This window comes from Stenotrophomonas sp. YJH_SMC_81, from assembly GCF_059370875.1.
This window is the reverse complement of sequence record NZ_JCAFUB010000001.1, coordinates 592,100-617,536: the sequence shown is the minus strand read 5'-3', so window position 1 is coordinate 617,536 and position 25,437 is coordinate 592,100. Positions and strand designations below refer to the sequence as shown.

Annotated in this window: 20 protein-coding genes and 1 riboswitch; of the genes, 9 read left to right on the top strand and 11 right to left on the bottom strand. The window is 66.5% G+C overall.

Translation table 11 applies throughout. The features are described from left to right. Nucleotides 1-273: 273 nt before the first annotated feature. Nucleotides 274-1,602 (top strand): NTP/NDP exchange transporter, encoded by a 1,329-nt coding sequence (locus AC5P8U_RS02820; protein WP_447897465.1) that lies wholly within the window; start codon nucleotides 274-276, stop codon nucleotides 1,600-1,602. Between the two features lie 42 nt (nucleotides 1,603-1,644). Continuing rightward, on the top strand, nucleotides 1,645-1,995 hold the full coding sequence (locus AC5P8U_RS02815; RefSeq protein WP_072168560.1) for a DUF1304 domain-containing protein: 351 nt from the start codon (nucleotides 1,645-1,647) through the stop codon (nucleotides 1,993-1,995). Nucleotides 1,996-2,482: 487 nt separating this feature from the next. Here the strand turns inward: AC5P8U_RS02815 and AC5P8U_RS02810 are convergent, their stop codons facing one another. The 3 genes from AC5P8U_RS02810 to AC5P8U_RS02800 all read right to left on the bottom strand — a co-directional run bounded on the left by AC5P8U_RS02810 (nucleotide 2,483) and on the right by AC5P8U_RS02800 (nucleotide 6,418). Next, nucleotides 2,483-2,950, bottom strand: coding sequence for a hotdog fold domain-containing protein (locus tag AC5P8U_RS02810; protein WP_072168561.1), 468 nt, complete (start codon nucleotides 2,948-2,950; stop codon nucleotides 2,483-2,485). A 76-nt stretch (nucleotides 2,951-3,026) separates the two neighbouring features. Then, on the bottom strand, nucleotides 3,027-5,504 hold the full coding sequence (locus tag AC5P8U_RS02805) for an acyl-CoA dehydrogenase (protein ID WP_088496272.1): 2,478 nt from the start codon (nucleotides 5,502-5,504) through the stop codon (nucleotides 3,027-3,029). Then, a complete protein-coding gene (locus tag AC5P8U_RS02800) occupies nucleotides 5,501-6,418 on the bottom strand; it encodes an alpha/beta fold hydrolase (RefSeq protein ID WP_188240735.1) in 918 nt (305 codons plus the stop codon). Before AC5P8U_RS02800 ends, AC5P8U_RS02805 begins: the two co-directional genes overlap by 4 nt. A 153-nt stretch (nucleotides 6,419-6,571) precedes the next feature. Between AC5P8U_RS02800 and AC5P8U_RS02795 the strand changes: the two genes are divergently transcribed. Then, nucleotides 6,572-7,174 carry a TetR/AcrR family transcriptional regulator gene (locus tag AC5P8U_RS02795; protein WP_005418411.1) on the top strand — a complete coding sequence of 201 codons (603 nt, stop codon included), beginning with the start codon at nucleotides 6,572-6,574 and terminating at the stop codon, nucleotides 7,172-7,174. Between the two features lie 141 nt (nucleotides 7,175-7,315). Here the strand turns inward: AC5P8U_RS02795 and AC5P8U_RS02790 are convergent, their stop codons facing one another. The 3 genes from AC5P8U_RS02790 to hslO all read right to left on the bottom strand — a co-directional run bounded on the left by AC5P8U_RS02790 (nucleotide 7,316) and on the right by hslO (nucleotide 12,436). Further along, nucleotides 7,316-10,204, bottom strand: a complete 2,889-nt coding sequence (locus AC5P8U_RS02790) for a TonB-dependent receptor plug domain-containing protein (RefSeq protein WP_053496147.1) — start codon at nucleotides 10,202-10,204, stop codon at nucleotides 7,316-7,318. Nucleotides 10,205-10,577: 373 nt separating this feature from the next. Beyond that, complete coding sequence (locus AC5P8U_RS02785; RefSeq protein ID WP_061478882.1) at nucleotides 10,578-11,426, bottom strand: XOO1806 family protein; 849 nt, start codon at nucleotides 11,424-11,426, stop codon at nucleotides 10,578-10,580. A gap of 116 nt (nucleotides 11,427-11,542) precedes the next feature. Then, the gene (hslO, locus tag AC5P8U_RS02780) at nucleotides 11,543-12,436 is read right to left on the bottom strand and encodes an Hsp33 family molecular chaperone HslO (protein ID WP_072168563.1); all 894 of its coding nucleotides are present in this window, start codon (nucleotides 12,434-12,436) and stop codon (nucleotides 11,543-11,545) included. 77 nt (nucleotides 12,437-12,513) lie between these two features. Between hslO and mtgA the strand changes: the two genes are divergently transcribed. The 3 genes from mtgA to AC5P8U_RS02765 all read left to right on the top strand — a co-directional run bounded on the left by mtgA (nucleotide 12,514) and on the right by AC5P8U_RS02765 (nucleotide 14,735). Then, the gene (mtgA, locus tag AC5P8U_RS02775; RefSeq protein ID WP_072168564.1) at nucleotides 12,514-13,263 is read left to right on the top strand and encodes a monofunctional biosynthetic peptidoglycan transglycosylase; all 750 of its coding nucleotides are present in this window, start codon (nucleotides 12,514-12,516) and stop codon (nucleotides 13,261-13,263) included. A 61-nt stretch (nucleotides 13,264-13,324) separates the two neighbouring features. Further along, nucleotides 13,325-14,344: a glycosyltransferase family 2 protein gene (locus tag AC5P8U_RS02770; protein ID WP_072168565.1), complete on the top strand. Its 1,020-nt coding sequence runs from the start codon at nucleotides 13,325-13,327 to the stop codon at nucleotides 14,342-14,344. Then, a complete protein-coding gene (locus tag AC5P8U_RS02765) occupies nucleotides 14,304-14,735 on the top strand; it encodes a CBS domain-containing protein (RefSeq protein ID WP_005418405.1) in 432 nt (143 codons plus the stop codon). Before AC5P8U_RS02770 ends, AC5P8U_RS02765 begins: the two co-directional genes overlap by 41 nt. 491 nt (nucleotides 14,736-15,226) lie before the next feature. Here AC5P8U_RS02765 and AC5P8U_RS02760 read toward each other — a convergent pair whose 3' ends face one another. From AC5P8U_RS02760 to AC5P8U_RS02745, 4 genes are all read right to left on the bottom strand, one after another. After that, a complete protein-coding gene (locus tag AC5P8U_RS02760; RefSeq protein ID WP_434556929.1) occupies nucleotides 15,227-17,200 on the bottom strand; it encodes an AsmA family protein in 1,974 nt (657 codons plus the stop codon). 82 nt (nucleotides 17,201-17,282) lie between these two features. Next, on the bottom strand, nucleotides 17,283-17,921 hold the full coding sequence (gene trhA / locus AC5P8U_RS02755) for a PAQR family membrane homeostasis protein TrhA (protein WP_005418403.1): 639 nt from the start codon (nucleotides 17,919-17,921) through the stop codon (nucleotides 17,283-17,285). 159 nt (nucleotides 17,922-18,080) lie between these two features. Then, a complete protein-coding gene (locus tag AC5P8U_RS02750) occupies nucleotides 18,081-19,685 on the bottom strand; it encodes a peptide chain release factor 3 (RefSeq protein ID WP_049415910.1) in 1,605 nt (534 codons plus the stop codon). A 66-nt stretch (nucleotides 19,686-19,751) separates the two neighbouring features. Then, nucleotides 19,752-20,636, bottom strand: a complete 885-nt coding sequence (locus tag AC5P8U_RS02745; RefSeq protein WP_088496802.1) for a M23 family metallopeptidase — start codon at nucleotides 20,634-20,636, stop codon at nucleotides 19,752-19,754. Nucleotides 20,637-20,783: 147 nt separating this feature from the next. Further along, a riboswitch (SAM riboswitch) is annotated at nucleotides 20,784-20,902 on the top strand. A 76-nt stretch (nucleotides 20,903-20,978) separates the two neighbouring features. Between AC5P8U_RS02745 and metX the strand changes: the two genes are divergently transcribed. From metX to AC5P8U_RS02730, 3 genes are read left to right on the top strand one after another with little or no spacing between them, the layout of a single operon-like run. Continuing rightward, nucleotides 20,979-22,010, top strand: coding sequence for a homoserine O-succinyltransferase MetX (metX, locus tag AC5P8U_RS02740; RefSeq protein ID WP_353080228.1), 1,032 nt, complete (start codon nucleotides 20,979-20,981; stop codon nucleotides 22,008-22,010). After that, the gene (locus AC5P8U_RS02735; RefSeq protein WP_111200760.1) at nucleotides 22,007-23,242 is read left to right on the top strand and encodes an O-succinylhomoserine (thiol)-lyase; all 1,236 of its coding nucleotides are present in this window, start codon (nucleotides 22,007-22,009) and stop codon (nucleotides 23,240-23,242) included. Before metX ends, AC5P8U_RS02735 begins: the two co-directional genes overlap by 4 nt. Further along, nucleotides 23,239-24,306: a homoserine dehydrogenase family protein gene (locus AC5P8U_RS02730; RefSeq protein WP_088496804.1), complete on the top strand. Its 1,068-nt coding sequence runs from the start codon at nucleotides 23,239-23,241 to the stop codon at nucleotides 24,304-24,306. The genes AC5P8U_RS02735 and AC5P8U_RS02730 overlap by 4 nt, the downstream gene beginning before the upstream one ends. A gap of 107 nt (nucleotides 24,307-24,413) precedes the next feature. On the opposite strand, the gene AC5P8U_RS02725 is transcribed toward AC5P8U_RS02730, so the two are convergent. Continuing rightward, nucleotides 24,414-25,409, bottom strand: a complete 996-nt coding sequence (locus AC5P8U_RS02725) for an alpha/beta fold hydrolase (protein ID WP_072168570.1) — start codon at nucleotides 25,407-25,409, stop codon at nucleotides 24,414-24,416. Nucleotides 25,410-25,437 lie beyond the last annotated feature (28 nt).

The window sequence follows — 25,437 nt, the reverse complement described above, 5'->3', positions numbered from 1 at the left end:
TGCGCGACTGCTGATGGCGATTCTAGCGCCGCTTTTCCCTTGTGCACAAACAAAGCGAAGATGAATGCGCATCTCGTTGAAAAATTTGGAATTTGAGGTGCTGAAAGCATGTATCGGAACGTGTCATCCGGGGCCGATCAGCGGAGCCGATCCGCCCGCAGGAAGGCGCGTCGCGCTGGCGATGTTGCGGTGCATTGGCTAACGTACGCGTTTCATCGCCCCGGAGCCTGCCATGCCGCTGTCCAACCGCCGTCTTCAGGCGAGGGACACCGCGTGAGTGCGGTACGGAACAAGGGGCCGCTGCAGGGCCTGGCGTCGGCACTGCGCGAGTCGCCGGCGCTGTGGTGGTCGTTCCTGTACTTCTTCTGCCTGCTCAGCGGCTACTACGTGCTGCGCCCGGTGCGTGAGGCCATGGCCGCCTCGGCAGACCTGGAAACGGTGTTCCCACCCGTGCTGATCGCCTGGTTCGCCAGCCACGGCATTGCGTTGAAGGACTTCGTGCTGCAGTTCCTGTTCTCCTGCGTGTTCGTGATCATGCTGGTGCTGCAGCCGGTGTACGGCTGGCTGGTCAGCCGCTTCCCGCGACGGGTGTTCCTGCCGGCGGTGTATGGGTTCTTCATCGTGACCCTGCTGGGCTTCTACATGATGTTCGACAGCGGCGTGCCTGGCCGCGGCATGGCCTTCTTCTTCTGGATCACCGTCTTCAACCTGTTCGCGGTGGCGGTGTTCTGGAGCTTCATGGCCGATGTGTTCTCCAATGTGCAGGCCCGGGCCTTCTATGGATACATTGGCGCGGCGGGCACCGTCGGTGCCTTCCTTGGTCCGATCATCACCAGTGCGCTGGTGCAGCGCGTGGGCATCGCCAACCTGATGCTGGTCTCCGCAGCTTTCCTGGTCGTGTGCCTGTTGTGCATCTGGCGGCTGCGGCACTGGGCGGTGCTGCGCGAACGCGAGCAGCAGCTGGTGTCCGGCGAGCAGCCGATGGGCGGCAGCGTGCTGGACGGCCTGAAGTTGATCGTGCGCGAGCCGCTGCTGCGCTGGCTGGCGATCATGGTTGTGTTCGGGGTGGGCGTGGGGACGCTGCTCTACAACGAGCAGGCTGCGATCGTGCGTGCGGCGTTCACTGACCCCGCAGCCAGCACCGCGTTTTTCTCGCGCATCGACCTGGCGGTGAATGCGCTGGCGCTGTTGATGCAGCTGGGCCTGACCCGCTGGTTGCTGTCGCGCCACGGCATCGCCCCGGCGCTGCTGATTCCCGCCTTCGCGATCCTGATCGGCTTCTCGGTGCTGGCGGCCTCGCCGATGCCGCTGATGGTCGCGGTAGTGCAGGTGATGACCCGGGCCAGCGAATTCGCACTGGCCAAGCCGGCGCGCGAGACAATCTACACGCGCGTGGACCGGCAGTGGCGCTACAAGGCCGGCGCAGCGATCGACACCGTGGTCTACCGCGGTGCGGACCTGAGCTTTGCCTGGGTGCACAAGGGCCTGTCATTGTTCGGCTCGCACGTAGTGTTCATCGGCGGCATGCTGGTGGCCGCGTGCATGACCGCAGCCGCGTTCGGTGTACTGCGCGAAGAAAAGAAACTGCCGCGCGACCGATGATTTCCCGGGCTCCGAGCCCCATCCCTGTCCAAGGAACCGCCCATGTACTGGATCGCACTCGCCCTGACCTTGCTGGTCGCACTGCTGCACGTCTATTTCCTGGCGCTTGAGATGTTCCTGTGGACCCGCCCGCTGGGCCTGAAGACGTTCCGCAACACGCCGGAGAAGGCGGCGACCACGCGCGTCCTGGCGGCCAACCAGGGCCTGTACAACGGCTTCCTGGCAGCAGGCATCGTGGTGGGGCTGGTGATCGATCAGCCAGTGCTGGTGACGTTCTCGCTGGCCTGCGTGGTGGTGGCGGGGTGCTATGGCGCCTACAGCGTCAGCCGCCGCATTTTCATGATCCAGGCGGTGCCTGCGATCCTGGCGTTGGTGTTTCGCGCGGTAGCGTAGATTCCAGCCAACGGCGCGGCCCCTCGTGGGTTGGCCGCGTAGAGCTTGTCATGGGGTTGGCCGGGCGGGTTGGGTTCGCGGGGGACGCCGCAAGTACGTCCGTGTAGGCTTGGCCGCGGCATCCATGCCGCGGACACCCCCGCGAACCCAACCCGCCCGGCCTCAGACAGGTTCCGTGCGCGGCCAGCCCACGGAGAAGAAAAAAAGAAGATCAAGAGCAACAGCGGGTCGCTGCGCTCGTTGGGTTCTGTGCGCATGAAAAAAGCGGCCATTGGGCCGCTTCTGCTTCTGCTCTTCTTTTTTCTCTTGCGTGGGTGGACGCCGCAGAGATCTGTCAGAGGCCGGAGGGGTGGGGCCGGGCGGGGTATCCGCGCCATGGATGGCGCGGCTAAGCCTACAGGGACGTACTTGCGGCCCCACCCCTCCGGCCCCACCGATAAACCGCATTCCGCGTCCACCCAAGAGGGGCTGCGCCGTTCGCGGGAACTTACTTGGCCGGCGACATCCACATGTCGATGATCGCGCTGAACACCTCGGTGCCCGCGCGGTCGCGCACGCTGACCGTCACCGGCAGCGCATAGCCCTCGGCCGCAACGACAATCGGTTGTGCCGGCAACGCCACCGCCTGCAGCGTGCCACGCGCCTTGGCCAGGTACTGCACCTGCATCCCCTTCGGGATCCAGCGCATGCCCTTCGGCAGCGATGCATCGACCATCAGCCCGGCGGTCAGTTCGGCCAGGTTGCACATCGCGATCGCGTGCACCGTGCCGATGTGGTTGCGTACTCTGCGGCGGTCGGCCAGCGTGCCTTCGCAGCGGCCGTGTTCCAGGCGGGTGATGCGTGGCGCGATGCTGGCGAAGTAGGGGGCCTTGAGGCACACCGCGCGCGAGAACAGCCAGGCGCCGGCGGGCCAGCGCTGCAGGCGTTGGTAAAGCGAGAGCAGGGGCGTGGACATGAGGGGTATTCCGGTCGGCGGATAACGCGACGGCGGGCCGAGGCCCGCCGTCGAAGGCAACGCGTGTCGCGGGCGATCAGGCCGCCTGCGAATGCGGATCCTTGCGCTGGCGGTCGTAGTAGCTGGCCGCGCGCAGGTCGTGGGTGTCGAAGTCGTCCACGGTGATGGTGTCCAGGGTCAGCGTGCGCAGCTCTTCCAGCAGGCTGCGCTCGTCCTGGGTGATCACGCCCTCGGCCACGGCTTCGTCCAGCTGCGCCTTGAAGTCCAGCGCCTCGATGCCCTTGCTCTTCAGCGCCTTGAGGAACTTGCGCTCCACCGGCTCGGCCATGATCGCCTTGCTCAGGTAACTGTTGATGCGGCCGCCCGGGTTGTTCTCGCACGGGGTCAGGAACACGCCATTGGCGAGACGGTCGCGGGCTTCATTCGGCGCCATCAGCAGGGCGGCGACGCGGCGGCTCAAGCGATCACCCGGAGCCTCGGCACGACGGCCCAACGGGAAGATGAGCGCCCACATCAGCCAGCCGATCGGACGGATCGGGAAGTTGCGCAGCGCGGCCGACAGCGACTCTTCGATCTTGTGCACGCTGTCATGGAAGGCCCAGGCCAGCAGCGGCTGGTCGGCCTGCGGTGCACCTTCGTCGTGGTAGCGCTTGAGCATGGCGCTGGTCATGTAGACATGGCTCAGCACGTCGCCCAGGCGGCCGGACAGCGATTCCTTGAACTTCAGCTTGCCGCCCAGGGTCATCATCGAGATGTCGGCCATCAGCGCCAGGTTGGCCGAGTAACGGTCCAGCTTGCGGAAGTAGCGGCGGGTGTAGGCGTCGCCGGGGGCGGCGCCGAAGCGCGCGCCGGTCAGGCCGAACCAGAACGAACGCACGGCATTGGAGATGCCGAAGCGGATGTGGCCGAACAGGCTGCGGTCGAACTCCTGCAGGCCGGCACGGGTATCCGGATCCTGCGCGGCCTTCATTTCCTTGAGCACCCACGGGTGGCAGAGGATCGCACCCTGGCCGAAGATCAGCAGGCTGCGGGTCATGATGTTGGCGCCTTCCACGGTGATCGCGATCGGCGCGGCCTGCCAGCTGCGGCCGGCGAAGTTGCGCGGCCCCAGGATGATGCCCTTGCCGCCGATCACGTCCATCATGTCCGAGATCACTTCGCGGCTCATGGTGGTGCAGTGGTACTTGGCGATCGCCGACGGCACCGACGGCACGTCACCACGATCGACCGCGGCGGCAGTGGCCTGCGACAGCGCGCTGATCTTGTAGGCCTTGCCGCCGATGCGGGCCAGCGCTTCTTCCACGCCCTCGAAGCGGCCGACCGACAGGCCGAACTGCTTGCGGATGCGTGCATAGGCGCCGGTCACCGCGGCGCCAGCCTTGGCACCGCCGCTGGCGGTGGACGGCAGGGTGATCGAGCGGCCCACGGCCAGGCACTCGTTGAGCATGTTCCAGCCCTTGCCGGCCATGGCTGCGCCACCGATCAGCTGGGTCAGCGGAATGAACACGTCCTTGCCGCGGATCGGACCGTTCTGGAACGTCGAGTTCAGCGGGAAGTGGCGACGGCCGATTTCGACGCCGGCGGTGTCACGCGGCAGCAGGCCCAGGGTGATGCCGATGTCGCGGGTATCGCCGATCAGGCCATCCGGGTCGTACATGCGGAAGGCCAGGCCGATCAGCGAAGCGACCGGGGCCAGGGTGATGTAGCGCTTGTCGAAGGTCAGCTTGACGCCGAGCACCTGCTCGCCGTTCCACTCGCCCTTGCAGACGATGCCGTAGTCCGGGATCGAAGTGGCGTCGGAGCCGGCGAACGGACCGGTCAGGCCGAAGCAGGGCACTTCGCGGCCATCGGCCAGGCGCGGCAGGTACTGGTCCTTCTGTTCCTGGGTGCCGTAATGCACCAGCAGTTCACCCGGGCCCAGCGAGTTGGGCACGCCGACGGTGGAGCTGACCACCGAGGACACCGAGGCCAGCTTCTGGATCACCTTGTGGTGGGCCAGCGCGGAGAAGCCCAGGCCGCCGTACTCCTTCGGGATGATCATGCCGAAGAACTTGTTCTTCTTGATGAAGGCCCACAGCTCCGGCGGCAGGTCGGCGTGGACGTGGGTGATTTCCCAGTCGTTGACCATCGTGCACAGCTCTTCCACCGGGCCATCGAGGAAGGCCTGTTCTTCAGCGGTCAGCTGCGGCTTGGGGTAGTTGAGCAGGATGTTCCAGTCCGGATCACCGGTGAACAGTTCGCCCTCGAAACCGACCGAACCGGTTTCCAGCGCGATGCGCTCGGTCTGCGACAGCGGCGGCAGCACCTTGCGGAACACCTTCATCATCGGGCTGGTCAGCAGCGGCTTGCGGATGAACGGCAGCAGCAGCGGCACGGCGATCACCGCCAGCACCGCCGCAGCGACGATGGTGGCGGTCTGGTTGACGTAGGGAATGAACCAGCAGGCGGCCAGCAGGGCCACGCTGATCAGCGTCCAGGTAACCAGCCGCATGCGGTGGTAGGCGACGAAGGCGCCTGCCAGCAGCAAGGCGAGGAAGGGAAGAACGATGCTCATGAGCGTGCTCCGGTGACGTGCTCGTTTGTGGCGGACGAAGCCGCAGCGTCCGCTGCGGGCAACACGTCCAGATAGTCCAACACAGTAGCGGTAAAGGCGTCGTTGTCATCGCCGGCGACCATGTGGGTCGCTTGCGGCAGCTGTACATGGCGCGCATGCGGCGCCAGCGTCAGGAATTCGGCCACGGTCTGCGGCGTGACCAGGTCGCTGCGGCCCCCGCTGACCAGCAGCAGCGGGCACTTCACCTGGCGTGCGGCCTCGGCCAGTGCGTCCTGGTGCTGTTCGCTGTCGCGGGCCAGCTCGGCCACCAGGCGCGGGTCCCAATGCCAGCGCCAGCGCCCGTGGCCGTCCTCGCGCAGCAGCGCACGCAGCGACTGCTCGGATTTGCGCGGCCGGTGCGGCATGTAGGCCGAGATCACGTCGGCGGCCTGGGTCAGCGAGGCGAAGCCGTCGGGATGGGCGGTCATGAAGGCGAGAATGCGCTCGACACCGGCGGTATCCCAGCGCGGGGTGATGTCGACCAGCACCATGGCCGAGAACAGGCCCGGCCAGCGCGATTCGGCAAGCAGGCCGAACAGGCCACCCATCGAAGCGGCAACCAGCACCGGCGGGCGCGGCTGTTCGCCGGCCAACACGATCAGGTCGTCGGCGAACTGTTCGCCGTGATAGGGCAGATCGGCGCCATTCCAGTCGGAATCGCCATGGCCGCGGGCGTCGTAGGCCAGCGTCTGCAGGCCGGCCGCGTTCAGTGCGCGGGCAGTGGCATTCCAGGCGTGGCGGGTCTGGCCGAAGCCATGGGCAAACAGGACCCGGCCACGCCGGCCATGGTCGCTGACGGTCGCCGCCAGGCGGGCGCCATGGGCGGCGTCCAGGCGCAGGTCATGGAACGCAGCTGGAGTTGGGGACATAACCATACTTGCTAGTATGGAGAGCTTCGAGAGGAAGTCAATACTGCACGGTATGGTGCGTTGCAGAACGCGCGTGGAGGGACCCTTCCGACGGGCCTGCGACGGTTTCGACCGCAACCGCGTACTGCAACGAACCCCGGCGTATGGTTAAATCAGTCCATGAATCAACCTGACGCTTCCGCCGGCGAACCGCGCGCCGGCCGCAACAGCCGCCTGAGTGCCGAAGACTGGGCCCAGGCGGCCCTCGATCTGATTGCTGAACAAGGTGTCGGCGCCGTCGCGGTAGAGCCGCTGGCACGGCGGCTCGGCGTTACCAAGGGCAGTTTCTACTGGCATTTCCCTTCGCGCGATGCATTGCTGCAGGCGGCGCTGGAACGCTGGGAACTGTTCGAACAGGAACAGGTGTTCGGCAGCCTGGAAGACGTACCGGATCCGCGCGTGCGCCTGCGCCAGCTGTTCCAGATGGTGGCGCATGAAGTGCAGCCGCACATCATCTACAGCGAGCTGCTGAAGGCATTGGATCATCCGATGGTGCGGCCGGTGATCGACCGGGTCTCGCAGCGTCGCCTCGACTATCTGGTCGCCTCGTTCCGCCAGGCCGGCCTCAGCTCGACCGATGCGCGTCATCGCGCACGCCTTGCGTACGCCGCTTATGTCGGCTTCCTGCAGTTGTCGCTGCAGCTGCAGCAGCCCAAGCAGGCGCGCGAGGATTTCGAAGCGTACGTCGAGCATCTGATCGAGACGCTGATTCCGAACGGATGAGCGCCCGGAAATGATCTCGAAGGAAGGCCGCAGCGATGCTGCGGCCTTTTTTGTTGTGCGCTGGCCAGCGCCCGTCCATGGCGCACAAAGAACAACGGCCCCTTTCGGGGCCGTTGCTGCATCAGCTGATCAGGTTCCCGATCAGAACTTCTGCTTGTACTGCATGTACATGAAGCGACCGATGTCGTAGCCACCGTAGTAGGAGTACTGCGAGTTCGGCGCCGAGTACATCTGCGGGCCGTAATGGTCGAACACGTTACGCGCGCCCACGGCGATGGTTGCATTCCACGGTGCGTTCCAGGAGACCTGGACGTCGTGGAAGGTGGTGGCGCCACGGCGGTTCATCGGCTGGTCGCGTGCCGGATCCGGCGAACCGAAGTCCGGCAGGCTGCACTCGGTCGAGAAGTAGCACTGTTCCTTCACGCTGGAGAAGTAGCGCGTACCCCAGGTGATGCCCCAATCGCCGTATTCCCAGCCAAGCACCAGGTTCGAACGCAGGCGGAAGTTGCTGCTGAAGCCGTTGAGGATCGACACCGGCACCTGTTGCGCGTTGGTGGTCTTCAGCACGTTCTTGCTGACGTAGGTGTTCTGCAGGTTGGCGTTGAAGCTGCCCCAGCTGCTGGTTTCGAAGCGATAGGCCACATCGAAGTCGAAGCCTTCGGTTTCCTGGTAACCGGCATTACGTGGTGCGTAGGTCAGGTTGGTCACGATGCCGCGGGTTGCGTCGCGGGTGAACGAGTTGCAGCGGTCGGCGATGCCGAGTACGTAGCAGTCGTTGAGCTGGGTGGTCGGATCGTCGGTGACGATGGTGTTGGTGATCTTGATGTTCCACCAGTCCAGGCTCATGTTCAGGCCCTGGGCGAAGGTCGGGCTCCACACCAGGCCGACGGTCTTGGACTTGGACTTTTCCGGAGTCAGGTTCGGGTTGGAGACGGCGTTGAACGGCACCGGGCTCTGCTCATCCTGACCTTCCGCCGGGACGTAACCCTGCTTCAGCTGGCGGAAATTCGGGGCCAGCGCGCCCAGGGCGGCGGCGCAACGCTGGGCGGTGGCCGGATCGCTGGCAGCCAGGCCGAAATCGGTATCGCACGGATCGGTGAAGTAGGCGAAGGTCTGCGAGCTGCCACCGTACAGATTGTCGATGGTCGGTGCGCGGAAGCCCTCGGCATAGGTGGCGCGCACCAGCAGCTGGTCGATCGGCTTCCACTTCAGGCCGAACTTGTTGTTGGTGGTGTTGCCGAAGGTGTTGTACTTCGAGTAGCGCGATGCGGCGTTGAAGCTCAGTTCCTTGGCACCCGGCAGGTCGGCCAGGATCGGAACGTTCAGCTCCAGATACACTTCGTTGACGTTGTAGCCACCACCGGTCGGGCCGGCCGCCAGATCGGTCGAGTAGCCCGACTGTGACAGCGCATCCGGAACGTAGGTGCCCTTGTCTTCGCGGTACTCGTAACCCAGCGCGAAGCCCAGGTCGCCGGCTGGCAGGGTGAACAGGCTGCCGGCGATGTTCGCGTAGTAGGTCTTGGTGGTGACTTCACCGGTGTTCTTGGTGGTCGGGAACAGGAACTGCTGCAGGGCAGGGTTGCCGGTCAGGCCGCCGTCGCCGGTACGGCCGTACGGAATGGCCGGATTCCACGGAATGCAGCCGCCGGGGCCCGGGCCATAGATCGGGTTGGTGCCCGCGGCCAGGCCGGCGGCCGTGCCGCACTCGACGCGGCCGGTGGCCGGATTGAGGAACGACGCTCCGGTGGCCTGGGTGACCGCCAGCATGTTGTAGTTGCCGGTCTGGGTCTGCAGGTTCTCCGAGTTCTGGTAGATGTAGCCGGCTTCCCAGTCGAAGTACTTGTCATTGAACTGGAAGCTGCCCTGCAGGGCGCCAGTGAAGCGGAAGGTGGTCAGCTTGTTGGTCGACAGGCGCGGCACTTCCCAGCCACGACGGATGAAGCCCATGTCGGTGCCGAACGGGTTGTAGTAGCTGTCCTGCGAGAGCACGGTACCCAGCTGACGCTCATAGTCGGCCGACTGCAGCGGATAACCGGCGACCTGGGCCTGCGACTCGCGACGGGTGTACAGCAGGTCGGAGACGAAGCGGATGTTGTCGGTCAGGTCGTACTGTACGTTGGCGAACACCGAACGACGCTTGGTCGGCGTCAGCAGGTGCATCTGCTCGTTGGAGTTGCTGACGTCACCGGTGATCGGGGTGAGGTCGGTCTCGTGATAGGCGTTCGGATCGAACGGATTTCCACCACGGTTCAGCGTCAGCAACGGTGCATTCGGATCATTGACGTCATAGACCGCGCCCCACTGGCTGACCGGGGTCCAGCCGCGGTCCGGGTGGCGATCCGTGCGCTGCGACTTGCTGAACCAGCGATTCTTGGCCCAGACGGCCTTTTCTTCGGCGTATTCCGCACCGATGGTGACCGAACCACGATCACCGGTGAAGCCGGCCACGAAGTCGAAGCTGCTCTTCTGGCCGTCGCCTTCGCCGTACTGGCCGACGTAGGCGTTGGCTTCCAGGCCCTGGAAGTTCTTGCGGGTGATGATGTTGATCACGCCGGCGATCGCGTCGGAGCCGTAGATCGACGAGGCGCCGTCCTTCAGCACGTCGATGCGCTCGACGATGGCCGACGGAATCTGCGACACGTCCTGCAGGCCGCTGACGCTGGCGCCGAGGCGCTTGCCGTCGACCAGCACCAGGGTGCGCTCGGCACCGAGGTTGCGCAGGTCGATGTAGAAGCCACCGACGGCTTCGCCGGAGGACAGCGGCTCGGAACGGCTGATGGCCGGGCTGCCGGCGGCAGAGATGTTCTGCAGGACGTCGGCAACCGTCTTGAAGCCGCTCTTCTCGATCGAAGCGCGGCTGATGCTCAGGACGGGCTGGGCGGTTTCGGTATCGACCTGACGGATGCGCGAACCGGTGACCTCGATACGGTCGAGGTTGGTGGCTTCCTGGGCGTGGGCCGTCGCGGTGGTGGCACCGGCGACAAGCGCGATCACAACTGCGTCACGCAGCTGGCTGGACTTGAGTTTCATTGGCTCTCTCTCTCCAAGAAATCTTGGCTGGGGTTAATGCCCGGCGGGGGAGCGAAAAAAGCGCTCCCAAATCGCGAGGCTGACCCGATAGTAACGGGCGTTCGCCAAGAATTAAAGCTGTGTTAATGAAGTCTGTGATTTTGGTAAAAAAGCGCTTTTCCCAGCCTAATCAACGGGTTGCCGGTATGGTCATGCTGATCTGCCTCGTTTGTTAACACAGAATGATGAAAAAAGTTTCGACTGATATGTATCCCATTATGTCGATACGCTCTACGGTCGATACTGCTCATGCGAGTGCGAGGCAGGCACGCAGATGCAAAAAGGCGCCTTTCGGCGCCTTCGGGAATATCGTTGCTGAACCTGATTGAGGGGATCAGAGATCCTGTTCGTAACGCACGTACGGCACGGTGCCGTCGTCGTTGCTTTCGTTGCGCGGGGAGAATGGATTCTTGCCGCGGCTGATCACGTTCTCGGCGCCGACGGTCAGCTGGCCAGACCACGGGGTACGCCAGGTCAGGCCGATGCCCAGGCCTTCGAACTTGCCGGGCTTCCCCGGCACGTCGACCACGCGGCCGATGATGCTGCCGGTGAAGTTGCCGTAACCGGCACCGATGCTCAGGCTCTTGCTGTCCCAGCGATCGACGATGGCCGGCGAAGCGTCGGCCAGCGGTACCAGGCGTGCCTTGGCGTAGGTACCGGCGATGGAGACGAAGCCTTCGCGGCCAATGTTCTTCTGCGCGAACACGGTCAGATCGTTCTGCTCGGCGCGAAGCGAGGGCGTCTTGTTCGGGCCCGACAACCAGGCGGGCAGGGTTTCACGGCCGGTGCCGGCGGTGATGCCCAAGCGGCTGTTGCCCCGGTTCAACGCGGCGGTACCACTGAAACGACGGCTGTTCAGATCATCCTCGTCGCCCAGGCTGGCCAGCATGCAATGGCTGGCCAGGCCGCTGATGCTGGTGCCGCTGCTGCTGTTGCAGAGCAGGCCCAGCGAATCGCCGGAGGACAGGCCAAAGGCCGCGTCCAGCGAATTGCGGCCGAAATGCCAGCGGGCGCCGGCTGCCTGTTCGCCGGTCGGCTCCAGGTACAGCAGCGCCTCGACCTTGCCGCTGCCCTTGTTCCATACCGGCAACACGGTGCGGGTGTCCTTGCTCTGCGCATGCACGCCCGTGATCGCGCCAAGGGCGATCAGCAGGGCCAGCGGTAGACGCAGGAAGGTACGCATCGGACCAGTTCAGACAGGGACGGACAACGGAAGTTCCCGCGGGGACGGGAACTCGATCCTAGGGTGTTTATGAATTCTTAACAAGCCTTGATCCTCCCCAGGTACAAGACTGCCGTTTACTGAAGTCGTTCAGGCGCCGCCACAGCCCCCTGGGCGCCGTGGAACAGTATGCCGAACTCCGTCAATGGAAAGTGATACTCACGCCCGCAGAATTCGCAACGCACCTCGACGGCGCCGGTGGCCTCGGCGGCCGCGCGGGCTTCGTCCTCGCCCAATGACTGCAGCATGCCAGCCACCCGCTCGCGCGAGCAGGAGCAGGCGAAGGACAGCGGCTTGTCGCCCAGCAGTTCCGGCCGCTCCTCGTGGAACAGGCGGTGCAGCAGCTGCTCGGCCGGGGTCGCCAGCAGTTCGGCCTTGCCCAGGGTTTCGAACAGGGCGCTGGCGCGGGCCCAGCCATCTTCGTCGCCTTCGTCGCCCGGCAGCTTCTGCAGCAGCAGACCGGCGGCACCGTTGCGGTCGGCGGCCAGCAGCAGGCGGGTCGGCAGCTGCTCCGACTGGCGGAAGTAGTCCTCGAAGGCCTCGTCCAGTTCCGGCGCAGTCAGCGCGACCAGGCTCTGGTAGCGCTGCGGCTCGCGCGGGTCCAGGCCGGGGTTCTCGATGGTGATGGCGAGGATTGCGTCATCACCGAGGCGGGACAGGTCACGCGGTGCGTCGCCACCCTCGCTGAGCTGGGCGATACCGCGCAGGGTGCCGACGGCGGTGCATTCGGCGAACAGGGTGCGCAGCGCGGTGCTGCTGCGCAGCTGCACCGACAGGCGCCCGTCGATCTTGGTGTGGCCGGTGAACAGCGCCGAGGCGACGCAGGCCTCGCCAAGCAGTTCGGCAGCGGCGTCCGGGTAGGCGGCATGGGACAGGATTTCCTGCCAGGTGGCCTGCAGGTGCACATGCACGCCACGCACGCCGGCGTCGGGGAGCAGGAAACGGATCAGGGAATCGGGGTTGGCGGTCATCGGCTCACATCGCGCGTAAACGGGGGCGGTTGCCGGATAATGCGCCGACAACCAGACAGAAGAAGGATGCACCAGTAATGGGGGCAGCGGGAGAGCAGCACAAGGTAGAGGCCGTGGTCGCCGCGCCGCGCCGGCGACGCTGGCGCTGGAAGCGGCTGCTGTGGCTGCCGGTGCTGCTGGCCGCCTTCAGCTGTCTGCAGGTGCTGGTGCTGCGGTTCATCGACCCGCCGGTGTCCATGGTGATGCTGTGGCGCTATGGCGAGGCGCTGGGCGAGGCCGACTGGTCCTATCGGCTGCATTACCAGTGGCGCGACCTCGGCCAGATGGCACCAAGCCTGCCGATCTCGCTGGTGGCGGCCGAGGACCAGCGCTTCCCCGACCACAACGGCTTCGACCTGCAGGCCATCGAAAAGGCGCGCGACCACAACGCCAGGGGCGGGCGCCTGCGCGGCGCCAGCACGATCAGCCAGCAGGTGGCCAAGAACCTGTTCCTGTGGCAGGGCCGCAGCTGGATCCGCAAGGGCCTGGAAGTCTGGTACACGGTGCTGATCGAGGCGCTGTGGCCAAAGGAGCGGATCCTGGAGATGTACGCCAACATTGCCGAATTCGGTGATGGCGTGTATGGCGCGCAAGCGGCAGCGCAGAAATTCTGGGGCAAGGACGCGGCCCGGCTGAGTCCGGCCGAGAGCGCGCGCCTGGCCGCGGTGTTGCCGGCACCGCGTCGCTACAACGCGGCAAAACCTGGGCCGTATGTGCAGCGGCGGGCCGCGTGGATCCAACGCCAGGCGCGCCAGCTGGGTGGTGCGTCCTATCTGTCGGAGGACTGAGCCCGGCGCTGCAATTGGCAGGCGACGGGCCGGCCGCGTGCCGGCAACGTATAATCCGGGCATGACCCGCGAACGGCTTACCTTCGTCATCGCCGCCTACAACGAGGCCCTGGCACTGCCGCTGCTGCATCCACGGCTGTGCGCGGTGCTCGACGGCATGCCCGACATCGACGGTCACATCCTCTATGTGGACGACGGCAGCCATGACGGTACCTGGGACGTGATCGCCGGGCTGGCCCAGGCCGATGCACGCGTATCGGCGCTGAAGCTGTCGCGCAACTTCGGCAAGGAAGCGGCGCTGACCGCCGGCCTGGATCTGGTGCACGAGGGTGCGGCGATGATCCTCGATGCCGATGGCCAGGACCCGCCGGAGCTGGTGCCGCAGTTCGTTGCGCGCTGGCGCGAAGGGCATGACAACGTCTACGGCACGCGCATGGCCCGCGATGGCGAGGCCTGGATCAAGCGCGCCACGGCAGCGATGTTCTATCGGGTGATGGGCCGCCTGTCGCGGACACCGATTCCGGCCGATACCGGGGACTTCCGCCTGCTGTCACCGCGCGCGCTGAACGCCCTGCGCGGGATGCGCGAGCGCCACCGCTTCATGAAGGGACTTTTCAGCTGGGTGGGATTCAAGCGGATCGCCGTGACCTACCACCGCCACGCGCGTGTGGCCGGCACCAGCAAGTTCAGCCTGTGGCGGCTGTGGAATTTCGCCCTCGAAGGCATCACCGGGTTCTCGACCGTGCCGTTGCGGGCGGCGACCTACCTCGGGCTGGCAACCGCGGCCGTCGCTTTCGTGTTCGGCCTGTGGGTGATCGTGAAGGCGGCGCTGTATGGCGACCGGGTGGCGGGCTGGCCGACGATGATGGCGGTGATCCTGTTTCTGGGCGGCGTGCAGCTGATCGCGCTTGGCCTGATCGGCGAGTACCTGGGGCGGCTGTACGAGGAGTCCAAGCAGCGGCCGTTGTACCTGGTTGACGCCTGGCTAGCATCGTCCGTGGCAGACTCGGTCCCGCAACCCACCCTGGGAGGGCAGGCAGATGACCACGGTACGGCAACTGTTGGACGGCAAGTCTCCTGAAGTACATGCGGTCGCGCCGGATGCGGCGGTGATCGATGCGATCCGGTTGATGGCGGAAAAGGGCATCGGTGCGGTGCTGGTGATGGACGGCCCGCGGCTGGTGGGAATCCTGTCCGAGCGTGATTACGCGCGCAAGATCGTGTTGCGTGATCGCTCTTCGCGCGATACGGCGGTGGCAGAGATCATGACGTCGCAGGTGGTGACGGTGTCGCCGGGCGAGCAGGTGGAGCATTGCCTTCAGTTGGTGACCGATTATCGCATCCGCCATCTGCCGGTCGTGGAGGGCGCGCAGGTGCTGGGGGTGATCTCCATCGGCGACCTGGTGAAGTCGGTGATCGATGCGCAGCGGCGGGAGCTGGATCAACTGCAGCAGTACATCGTTGCCGGGTGAGGGTGTCGCTGGCGGGCCTGCGGCCCGCCGGCCCGCTTTTCGAAGCTCAAAGCCACAGCCAAAGCCAAAGCAGCGCCTTCCTGATACGTTGGGAGGCGGAGGGTGCGGCTGGGCAGGACACGCCGTAAACCCATCCATGGGGGCTCGATCGGCGCATCCATGCGCCTCACGGTCCTGCCCAGCCGCACCCTCCGCCTCTGGACACGTTCCTGTGAGCGCGGTGCGCACATGCGCGATGGCTCGCTTTGGGTAGCCGCCAACCTTGGTTGGCAACAGCTTGTGACTTTGCTTTTTTCTTTTGACTTTGAATTTCGCTCTCGTTCCGCGCGCGCAGGAAACTGTCCGGAGCCGGAGCAAGGCGGCAGGCAGGACCGTGAGGCGCATGGATGCGCCGACCGAGCCTACAGGGACGTATTTACGGCGTGTCCTGCCTGTCGCCCTGCTCCGGCTCTACGCGCGGGAAAAGAGGCGCCGCGAACAACGCTGTAAACCTACTTCGCATACTGCCCACCGCAGTCGGCATCCTTGCCCGGCCCCAGCTCGATCGTCGCCAGCAGCGCCGCCGGCGGGGCGATGCTGCCCAGTGCCAGGGCCACCGCTCCGCGGATGCCCAGCGCCTTGAAGTCCGGGCGGAACGAGGGGTCCTTGAACGTGCCGGCAACGTGCAGCGGCGAGCGCAGTACCAGGATGCTCCTGTCCTTCGGGCGCGGCTTCAGCAGCAGGTCCAGGGTTTCGTCGCGCAGGCTGACGGTGCCTTCGCCGATGAGGATCGTGTCGGTGGTGTCCACCGCCAGCGCCTGGCTGGTCATCAGGCCGTCGCGCACACCGAAGTCGGCGAAGGCGCAGCGCAGGGGAATCTGCTTGTCGCCGGTCACCAGGAACTTCAGCGATTCGGTGATATCCAGGCCGGCCAGCTCCATCACCAGGTTGCCGACGTGGCCACGGCCCATCGCCAGGCCGACCTTGCCGCTGCTGCTGCCGAGCATCGCGGCGATCGAATTGCCGCGGCCACTCAGGTCCACCTCACCGCCGATGCCGCCCTTGGCCTGTTCGGCCAGCTTGGCATCGGGGAACAGCTGGCCCAGCTGAACGCCGCGCACGCTCGCCTTCAGCGCAGTGCTGATCTGCGGCTGGCGTGCGTCCATGCGGATGGTGCTGCGGATATCGCCGCCGGCGACGCCGAAGTTCAGCGGGGCCAGCCGCAGCACCCCGTCATCCAGCAGCAGATGGGCGTCCATGTCGTCCAATGGCAATGACGGTGCGTTGATGCGGTGGGCCTTCCAGCGCACATCGGCATCCATCGCACGCAGCTTGCCGAGGTTGTAGGGCGTGTCCGGAAGCACGCGCGCGCGCGCGGCCACCCGTGCGGCCTCGGCCTTCTGCTCCGCATTGGCGGTTTCGCCGCCGCCGGTCTTCGGCGGCGCGCCGACGAAGCCGGCCAGGTCATCGAAGTCCAGGCGCTTGGATTCCAGCGTCGCGGTCAGCCGCGGACGGTCGCGGCCCACCTCGAACTGAAGACTGCCACCGAGGTCGCTGTCGCCCACCTTGCCGGTGAAACCGTCGTAACGCCAGACGTCGTGGTCGCGCTTCAGGCGTCCGTTCAGCGCGTAGGGCGGGGACGGCGGAATGGCGATGCCGAGCAATGGGTAGAGATCGGCCAGGTCCTGGCCACTGAGTGCGAACTGCAGGTCGAACACGCGCAGCTGGAACGGATTGGTCAGCGTGCCGCTGGCCACCGCGTGGGTGGCGCCGGCGCGGCCGTCGAGGTGGATGCGGAACGGGTGGTCGCTGTTGGTCAGTTCCAGCGGCGATTCGGTTCCGCCCTGCAGGGTGAACGCATTGCCCTGCCAGTGGCCCTTGCCCTGCACCAGCAGCGGCGGCGAGGCATCTGCCTGCTTCGGCTGGCCGCTGCGCACGCCCACGCGGATGTCGGTACGGCCCGGTGCGTCGAGGAACTGCAGCCGGCCGTCGTCGACGCGCAGGCGCTTGAGCTGCGGGCTGGTGCCGCCAGCGCTGTCACCGAGGAAGTCCCAGTTGCCCGGCTCGCCCTGGCGTGGGGCGGTTTCCAGCAGCACGTCCGGTCGGGTCAGGCGCACTTCCGGCAGCTGCACGCTGCCGCGCAGCAGGGGCCACACGCGCACGTCGATCTCGACGCGGTCGGCCGTGGCCATGTTCGGCTGCTTCGCCCAACCGGCATTGGCGAAGGTGATCGCATCGGCACGGATGGTGCTGGTCCGGCCGAGGTCGACATCCAGATGGCCGATGTGCAGTGCACGGCCGGTACGGGCCTGCACGGCGCGCTCGACAGGGCCTTTGAACCAGTTCCAGTCCCACAGTGCGATCAGTACCAGGATCGCCGCGAGCAGGAAGATCAGCAGCGTCAACCAGCGCCGGCCTCGCGGGCCGGGGCGGCCCAGGCGCCAGCGGTTCGTGCGCTTTGTGGCAGGGGAGGCGGCGGCATTCACGCTGCCATGGTTGCCCCCTCATCGTGGACGGGGCGCGAAGCGTCCATGTGCGCGGCGTGCACGCGCCACGCACGGGCCGGTGCTACAGCACCTGCATGGTGACCGCGACGAAGTGGCAGACGCTGCCACCGATGACGAACAGGTGCCAGATCGCATGCGAATAGGGAATCGATTCGCGGTGGTAGAAATAGGTGCCCAGCGTGTAGGACAGGCCGCCGGCCAGCAGCCAGCCCAGCGTCCAGCCGTCGATCGAGGCCAGCATCGGCTTGACCGCCACGATCACCAGCCAGCCCATGGCCACGTAGATGGCAGTGGACAGGCGCTTGAAGCGACCGGTGTAGAACAGCTTGAACACCACGCCGGCCAGGGCCAGGGTCCAGATCGCGGCGAACAGGCCCCAGCCCCACGGGCCGCGCAGGCCGATCAGGGTGAATGGGGTATAGGTGCCGGCGATCAGTACGTAGATCGCACAGTGGTCGAACACTTTGAGCCGGCCCTTGGCGACCGGGTGCTGGATGGCGTGGTACAGGGTGGACGCGGTGTACAGCAGCAGCAGCGCGATGCCGAACACGATGGCGCCGGCCAGCTGCCAGCCATCGCTGTAGATCGCGGCCAGGGTGATCAGCACCGCACCGGCGCCCAGGGCGAGCACGGCACCGAGGCCGTGGGTCAGGGCGCTGGCGATTTCTTCGCGGATCGAAGCAACGGAAGTCGTGGACATGGCGTAGGCATCGTTCGCGGGGAGGGGGACCCGCACCCCTCTATCATCGCCGCGATGGGCGGCACGTGCACGCCCGTCACCGTATGGTGGGTGAATCCCTGCGTTGCGACGGCGGGGTCAGAGCCCTTTCCTTGCGGAAAGGGATCCGACCCCGTGGCATCAGCCTGCCGAAACGGTGTGCGCCGCTTCGCGTGTGGCCGAGAAACGCACATCCGGCGAGCGTTCCTGGGCCAGCTGCAGGTTGACCCGGGTCGGAGCGAGGTAGACCAGGTGACCGGCCGCATCCAGCGCCAGGTTGAGCGCATTCTTCTCGCGGAACTCTTCCAGCTTCTTCTCGTTGCTGCAGTGGACCCAGCGCGCAGTGGTCACGCTGACCGGCTCGAAGGTGGCTTCCACACCGTACTCGTCCTTCAGGCGGTAGGCCGCCACGTCGAACTGCAGCACGCCGACGGCACCCAGGATCAGGTCGTTGCTGGTCAGCGGGCGGAAGAACTGGGTCGCGCCTTCCTCGGACAGCTGGGCCAGGCCCTTCTGCAGCTGCTTGAGCTTGAGCGGATCACGCAGGCGTGCGCGGCGGAACAGTTCCGGGGCGAAGTTGGGAATGCCGGTGAAGGTCACCGCTTCGCCTTCGGTGAAGGTATCGCCGATGGAGATGGTGCCGTGGTTGTGGATGCCGATCACGTCGCCGGGCCACGCTTCGGCCGCGATCTCGCGGTCGCTGGCCATGAAGGTCAGCGCGTTGGCCAGCTTCATTTCCTTGCCGGTGCGCACGTGGAAGGTCTTCATGCCGGCGCTGAAACGGCCCGAACAGACCCGCATGAATGCCACGCGGTCACGGTGCTGCGGGTCCATGTTGGCCTGGATCTTGAACACGAAGCCGGTCAGCTTGTTCTCTTCCGGTGCGATTTCGCGGCCGGTGGTGGTTCGCGCCTGCGGCGACGGCGCATGCTCGACGAAGAAGTCCAGCAGCGGCTGCACGCCGAAGTTGTTCACGCCCGAGCCGAAGAACACCGGGGTCTGCTTGCCGGCGCGGTAAGCGTCCAGATCGAACGGATGGCTGGCGCCCTGCACCAGTTCCAGTTCGTCGCGCAGGTCGGCCAGCATCTGCGCACCGATCTTCTCGGCCAGGCCGGGCGCATCGATGGATGGGAAGATGGTCGAGTCCTGGCGGGTGAAGTTGCGACCCGGTTCGTACAGGTGCACTTCGCCGGTCAGCAGGTGAACCACGCCCTTCAGGCGCTGGCCCATGCCGATCGGCCAGGTGACCGGCGCGCACTGGATGCCGAGCACGGTCTCCACTTCATCCAGCAGCTCGATCGGGTCCTTGCCCTCGCGGTCGAGCTTGTTGATGAAGGTCATGATCGGGGTGTCGCGCAGGCGGCACACCTCCATCAGCTTGATGGTGCGCTCTTCCACGCCCTTGGCCACGTCGATCACCATCAGCGCCGAGTCCACTGCGGTCAGCACGCGGTAGGTGTCCTCGCCGAAGTCGGCGTGACCAGGGGTGTCAAGCAGGTTGACGATCTTGCCTTCGTACGGGAACTGCATCACCGAGGAGGTGACGGAGATGCCGCGCTCCTTTTCCAGCGCCATCCAGTCGGAGGTGGCGTGGCGGGCGGCCTTGCGGCCCTTGACCGAACCGGCCATCTGGATCGCGCCTCCGAACAGCAGCAGCTTTTCGGTCAGCGTGGTCTTGCCGGCGTCAGGGTGGGAAATGATGGCGAAGGTGCGGCGACGCGACGCTTCGTTGGCGACTTCGGACATGGCAGTGGCGCCCGCCCGGGGCGCTTTTCAAAGAGATAAGCGCCCGATTATACCGGCCGGGGCCGGTCAGCGCCCGATACCGCCGTCGGCCTCGCTGTGGCGGGCGAACTGCAGCTGGCCCTGCCCGGCGAAGATGCGCACCGGCACCGAGCGCAGGCCCATGCCGCGGTTGACCTGCACCACGAAGTGCAGGTGCGGCGCAGTGCTGTAGCCGCTGTTGCCGGACAGGCCGATCGGTTGCCCGGCTCCCACCGCTTGGCCGCGGCGCACGCGCATGCCGCCGGCCTGGAGGTGGCCGTACAGGGCCATGCTGCCGTCGCTGTGCAGCACGCGGATGAAATTGGCACGGGCACCATCGCGCTCGCGGTCCTGGCCGTTGCCACGGAAGCCATCCTGGATCTGCATCACCGTGCCCTCGCGCGCGGCCAGCACCAGGGTGCCCTCCGGCAGTGCGAAGTCGACCGCGTCGCGGTTCTCCTCGTCGTCATGGCTGAATCGCCCCTGCGGTGCCTGGTCCACACGCAGGCGGGTCGCATCGAACGGCAGGCGATAGCCGACATCTTCGGCCTGTGCGGCCGGGTTGCCCGGCACCGACTGCAGGCGCAGATCCAGCATGCGGCCATCGATCGGGGCGGGCAGGTGGCCGACCACCAGGCTGCTGTCGCCCTGGATCAGCGACTCGACCGGGAGGCCTTCGACCGGGTGTCCGGGGGCGGCGCGCAGCTGGATCTGCAGCGGCCCTGCCAGCCCGTTGTCGATCCGCGCCTGCCATTGCGTACCGACCGGCTGCAGGCGCAACCGGGCCATGGGGACGGCGCCCTCGGCACTGCCTGCGCGGGTGGCAGGGGCGGAAGGGGGAGCCAGTCCCCAGCCCTGGCGCCAGTCGCCGGCGTATGCGGTCGCGCTCGCCAGCAGAGGCAACAGCAGGCAGGACAGGGGCAGGCGCGGCATCGGCGTTTCCAGCAAGAGGACCGCCGGGACTGTACCCGATCCTGAACGGGGCGACCGGGACGGCCCTCGCAGAGTGATCCTGGAAATATCTATCGCTTTATCCGCATGAAGGGATTGACAGTGCCGGAAAGGGCTGGCATCGTGGCTCCACCATCGAGACCGGCAGAGGGACAGGCCCTTTGAAGCCGGGGCAGCCCGCAGGCGCGCAAGCGTCTGCGTAGGTGCCAAATCCTGCGGGGACCGTGGCGTCCACCGAAAGATGGTTCGAACCATGCACCCCACGTGCATATCGAACGCGGGCCCGCGAAGGCTCGATGGCCGATTCCCCAACCGGATCCCGCCATGAGCTTCGCTTCCAGTACCGCCATTCGCCCCGAACCCTTTGTCCCCGTCAGCGTGCCGGTCGCAGACCGCGTGCACGCGGAGCGCGGTGAGTTCGCCGCAGTGCTGTCGATGCGCCATGCAGGCCCCAGCCCGGTGCGCCTGCGCTATGAGTGGGTGGGCCCGGCCAACGCACCGGTGGTGGTGCTGGCCGGTGGCATTTCCGCCCATCGCCACGTGGCGTCCAATGCACAGTTCAGCGAGAAGGGCTGGGCCGAAGCGCTTGTGGGTAGCGGCCGCGCGCTCGACCCGCAGCAGCTGCGCGTGCTGGCCTTCGATTTCATCGGTGCCGACGGTGCACTGGATGTGCCGATCGATACTGCCGACCAGGCCGATGCGCTGGCGCTGTTGCTGGACCATCTCGGCATCCGCACGCTGAAGGCCTTCGTCGGCTATTCGTATGGCGCGCTGGTCGGCCAGCAGTTCGCGATCCGTCACCGCGCCCGCGTGCGCCAGCTGGTGCTGGCCAGCGGCGCGCACCGCCCGCATCCCTATGCCGCCGCGTGGCGCGCGCTGCAGCGCCGCGCGGTTGCGCTGGGCCAGCTGCAGTGCGGCGAAGACCACGGCCTGGCCCTGGCCAGGCAGTTCGCCATGCTCAGCTACCGCACCCCGGAAGAATTCGGCGAGCGCTTCGACGCCGCGCCGGAGGTCATCAATGGCCGCGTGCGCGTGGCCGCCGAAGACTACCTCGACGCCGCCGGCGCGCAGTACGTCGCGCGCACGCCGGTGACCGCCTACCTGCGCCTGTCCGAATCGATCGACCTGCACCGTGTCGACCCCGCCGCGATCCTGCCACCGACCGTGGTGGTCGCCGTGGAGGGCGACCGCCTGGTGCCGCTGGCCGACCTGGTCGGCCTGGTCGAAGGGCTGGGCCCGCGCGGCAGCCTGCGCGTGCTGCGTTCGCCCTATGGCCACGACGCCTTCCTCAAAGAAACCGATCGCATCGACGCGATCCTCGCCACCGCCTTCCGCACCTCTGGAGAGTCCGCATGAGCCTGCACGCCAACGAGCCGTCCTGTAGTCGCACCACTGCCGCCGTCCGTGCGGGCATCGATCGGGACACCGCGCATGGCGCGGTCACACCGCCGATCGTGCTGTCGTCGAACTTCAGCTTCGACGGCTTCGGCAACAAGCGCCAGTACGACTACACGCGCAGTGGCAACCCGACCCGCGACCTGCTGGGTGAGGCGCTGGCGGAACTGGAAGGCGGCGTCGGTGGTGTGGTCACCGCCACCGGCATGGGCGCGATCAACCTGGTGCTGAACGCACTGCTGCAGCCGGGCGATACCCTGGTGGTGCCGCACGATGCGTACGGCGGCAGCTGGCGCCTGTTCAATGCGCTGGCCAGGAAGGGCCACTTTGAACTGGTCACCGCCGACCTGACCGATCCGCGTGCACTGGCGCAGGCGTTGGCCACCCAGCCGAAGCTGGTGCTGGTGGAAACGCCGTCCAACCCTCTGCTGCGCATCACCGACCTGCGCTTCGTCATCGATGCCGCGCACAAGGCCGGCGCTCTCGTGGTGGTCGACAACACGTTCCTGTCGCCAGCGCTGCAGCAACCGCTGTCGTTCGGTGCGGACCTGGTGCTGCATTCCACCACGAAGTACATCAACGGCCACAGCGATGTGGTAGGCGGGGCAGTGGTCGCGCGTGATCCGGCACTGCACGAGCAGCTGGTGTGGTGGGGCAACGCGCTGGGCCTGACGGGTTCACCGTTCGATGCCTTCCTGACGCTGCGTGGCCTGCGCACGCTGGATGCGCGCCTGCGCGTGCACCAGGAAAATACCGCCTCGATCGTCGCCCTGCTGGACCGGCATCCGGCGGTCGGCACGGTGTACTACCCGGGCCTGGCCGAACATCCCGGCCATGCCATCGCCGCACGCCAGCAGAACGGCTTCGGTGCGATGCTGTCGTTCGAGCTTGCGCACTGCGCCGGTGAAGATCCGCACGCGGCAGTGCGCGCATTCGTGGATGGCCTGCGCTGCTTCACCCTGGCCGAATCGCTGGGCGGCGTCGAAAGCCTGATCGCCCATCCGGCGACCATGACCCATGCGGCGATGACCCCAGAAGCACGTGCCGCCGCTGGCATCAGCGAAGGGCTGCTGCGCCTGTCGGTCGGCATCGAGGCCGAGCGCGACCTGCTGGCCGATCTCGGTGCCGCGCTGCAGCGCGCCGAAGTCGTGATCGATGCGGCCGCACGCCGCAAACAGGTGGTGGATGCATGAGCGCGCTCGCCGCCGACATTCCTGCGCTGGGCGTGGGACGCCTGGCGCTGCTGGGCACTGGCACGGTCGGCTCGGCCTTCGTGCAGCGTTACCAGGCATTGCGGGCGCGTGGGCTGGAACTGCCCAGCGTGCAGTGGCTGGCCAATTCACGCACTGCGCTGGAGATCGATCGTGACCTGGTGCTGCCGCTGGAGCTGGCGCGACGTGCGCCACGCGATGGCCAGAGTTCGCCGGCGTGGGCCAGCACCGAAGGGCTGGAGCGTGGCGATGTGGTGGTCGATGCCACCGCCAGCGAAGACGTGGCCGCACGTCACGTGCAGTGGCTGGCGCGCGGCGTGCATGTGGTGACCGCCAACAAGCTGGGCCGTGGTGCGCAGCTCGCACGCGCGCAGGCGATTGCCGAAAGCTGCGCAGACAGTGGTGCGCGCTATGGCGACAGCGCCACCGTCGGCGCGGGCCTGCCGCTGCTGAGCAGCCTGCGCGCGCTGGTGGCCGGTGGCGATCACATCCATGCCATCGAGGGTGTGCTGTCCGGTTCGCTGGCGTGGCTGTTCCATCGTTACGACGGCCAGTCGCCGTTCTCGGCGGCGGTGCGCGAAGCGTTGGCGGCCGGCTACACCGAGCCCGATCCGCGCCTGGATCTGTCCGGCGAAGACGTGCGGCGCAAGCTGCTGATCCTGGCCCGCAGCAGCGGGCTGGCGCTGGATGCTTCGCAGGTGCAGGTGGATTCACTGGTACCTGAAACGCTGGCCGCGTTGCCGCTGGAGGGCGCAGTGGCTGCGCTGGAGCAGCTGGATGCGCCGTTGCAGGCGCGTTGGCAGCAGGCACGCAAAAACGGCCGCGTGTTGCGTTTCGTTGGCCGTGTTGACGGTGAGGGTGCGCAGGTGGGCCTGCGCGAGCTGCCGGCTGATCACCCGTTGGCGCAGGGTGCGGGGACCGACAACCGCGTCGCCATCCACAGTGATCGCTACCGTCGCCAGCCGCTGTTGATCCAAGGCCCGGGTGCGGGCGCGGAAGTCACCGCCGCCGCGTTGCTGGATGACGTGCTGCGGATCGTCGGCTGATCGCACAGTTCTTGTAGAGCCGAGCCCATGCTCGGCTGCTACTGGCGAGATCCCCTCCTGCTGGATGAGCCGAGCATGGGCTCGGCTCTACAGGGGCGCCCTGCCGGTCAGCGTGACTTCAAGGACTTCAGCAACGCGGCGTTGAACTGCTTCGGGTCCTGCACCTGCGGCGAATGGCCCAGTTCGGCGAACTCGACCAGCGTGGCGCCGGGAATCGTCGCGGCCGCGGACTTGCCGAGCACCGAATAGTTGCCCAGCGTCGCCTTCACCGCAGGCGGCGCCAGGTCGCGGCCGATCGCGGTGCGGTCCTTCTGGCCGATGAACAACGTAGTCGGCACCTGCAGGTTCTTCAGTTCGTAGACCACCGGCTGGTTGAACACCATGTCCGAGGCCAGCGCCTGGCTCCATGCGACGGCCTGCTTGCCGGGCCCTTCGTACATGCCTGACTGCATCCGCGCCCAGGGTTCGTAGGCCGGCTTCCATTTGCCGTCGTAGTACACATCCAGCTGGTAGCGGCGGATGCTGTCGTAGCTGATGTTCATTTCACCGGCATACCACGCGTCCACGCTGCGCCATGGCACGCCCAGCGCCTTCCAGTCTTCCAGTCCGATCGGGTTGACCAGCGATAGGCTGCGCAGGTCCTGCGGGTACATCAGCGCGTAGCGCACCGCCAGCATGCCGCCCATCGAATGTCCGACCAGGTGCACTGGCACGTCGCCCAGTTGCAGCTGCTGCAGCAGGGCATGGGTGTTGGCTGCCAGCTGTGCGAACGTGTACTGGTAGCGCTCGGGCTTGCTGGATTTGCAGAAGCCGACCTGGTCCGGAGCGATCACCCGGTAGCCGGCGGCAACCAGCGGCTTGATCGATTCCTTCCAGGTGGCCGCACAGAAGTTCTTGCCATGCAGCAGCACCACCACGCCGATCGGAGTCTTCTTCGGTGCGATGTCCAGGTAGGCCATCTCCAGCGGCTGCCGCTGCGATTCCAGCGCGAAGGTCTTCACCGGATAGCCGTAGTCGAAGCCCTCCAGGCGCGGCCCGTAGCTGGGCGCGGCCAGGGCAGGCAGCGGAAGGCAGGCAAGCAGGGCAGCAGCGATCACGCGCATGGGGCAATCCGGGATGGGGGAGCCCCGA

Excerpts from the sequence above, each read along its gene's own strand:
- AC5P8U_RS02815 (WP_072168560.1), top strand. The coding sequence starts at position 1,645 with ATGTACTGGATCGCACTCGCCCTGACCTTGCTGGTCGCACTGCTGCAC.
- AC5P8U_RS02810 (WP_072168561.1), bottom strand. The coding sequence starts at position 2,950 with ATGTCCACGCCCCTGCTCTCGCTTTACCAACGCCTGCAGCGCTGGCCC.
- AC5P8U_RS02805 (WP_088496272.1), bottom strand. The coding sequence starts at position 5,504 with ATGAGCATCGTTCTTCCCTTCCTCGCCTTGCTGCTGGCAGGCGCCTTC.
- AC5P8U_RS02800 (WP_188240735.1), bottom strand. The coding sequence starts at position 6,418 with ATGGTTATGTCCCCAACTCCAGCTGCGTTCCATGACCTGCGCCTGGAC.
- AC5P8U_RS02795 (WP_005418411.1), top strand. The coding sequence starts at position 6,572 with ATGAATCAACCTGACGCTTCCGCCGGCGAACCGCGCGCCGGCCGCAAC.
- AC5P8U_RS02790 (WP_053496147.1), bottom strand. The coding sequence starts at position 10,204 with ATGAAACTCAAGTCCAGCCAGCTGCGTGACGCAGTTGTGATCGCGCTT.
- AC5P8U_RS02785 (WP_061478882.1), bottom strand. The coding sequence starts at position 11,426 with ATGCGTACCTTCCTGCGTCTACCGCTGGCCCTGCTGATCGCCCTTGGC.
- hslO (WP_072168563.1), bottom strand. The coding sequence starts at position 12,436 with ATGACCGCCAACCCCGATTCCCTGATCCGTTTCCTGCTCCCCGACGCC.
- mtgA (WP_072168564.1), top strand. The coding sequence starts at position 12,514 with ATGGGGGCAGCGGGAGAGCAGCACAAGGTAGAGGCCGTGGTCGCCGCG.
- AC5P8U_RS02770 (WP_072168565.1), top strand. The coding sequence starts at position 13,325 with ATGACCCGCGAACGGCTTACCTTCGTCATCGCCGCCTACAACGAGGCC.
- AC5P8U_RS02765 (WP_005418405.1), top strand. The coding sequence starts at position 14,304 with ATGACCACGGTACGGCAACTGTTGGACGGCAAGTCTCCTGAAGTACAT.
- trhA (WP_005418403.1), bottom strand. The coding sequence starts at position 17,921 with ATGTCCACGACTTCCGTTGCTTCGATCCGCGAAGAAATCGCCAGCGCC.
- AC5P8U_RS02750 (WP_049415910.1), bottom strand. The coding sequence starts at position 19,685 with ATGTCCGAAGTCGCCAACGAAGCGTCGCGTCGCCGCACCTTCGCCATC.
- AC5P8U_RS02745 (WP_088496802.1), bottom strand. The coding sequence starts at position 20,636 with ATGCCGCGCCTGCCCCTGTCCTGCCTGCTGTTGCCTCTGCTGGCGAGC.
- metX (WP_353080228.1), top strand. The coding sequence starts at position 20,979 with ATGAGCTTCGCTTCCAGTACCGCCATTCGCCCCGAACCCTTTGTCCCC.
- AC5P8U_RS02735 (WP_111200760.1), top strand. The coding sequence starts at position 22,007 with ATGAGCCTGCACGCCAACGAGCCGTCCTGTAGTCGCACCACTGCCGCC.
- AC5P8U_RS02730 (WP_088496804.1), top strand. The coding sequence starts at position 23,239 with ATGAGCGCGCTCGCCGCCGACATTCCTGCGCTGGGCGTGGGACGCCTG.
- AC5P8U_RS02725 (WP_072168570.1), bottom strand. The coding sequence starts at position 25,409 with ATGCGCGTGATCGCTGCTGCCCTGCTTGCCTGCCTTCCGCTGCCTGCC.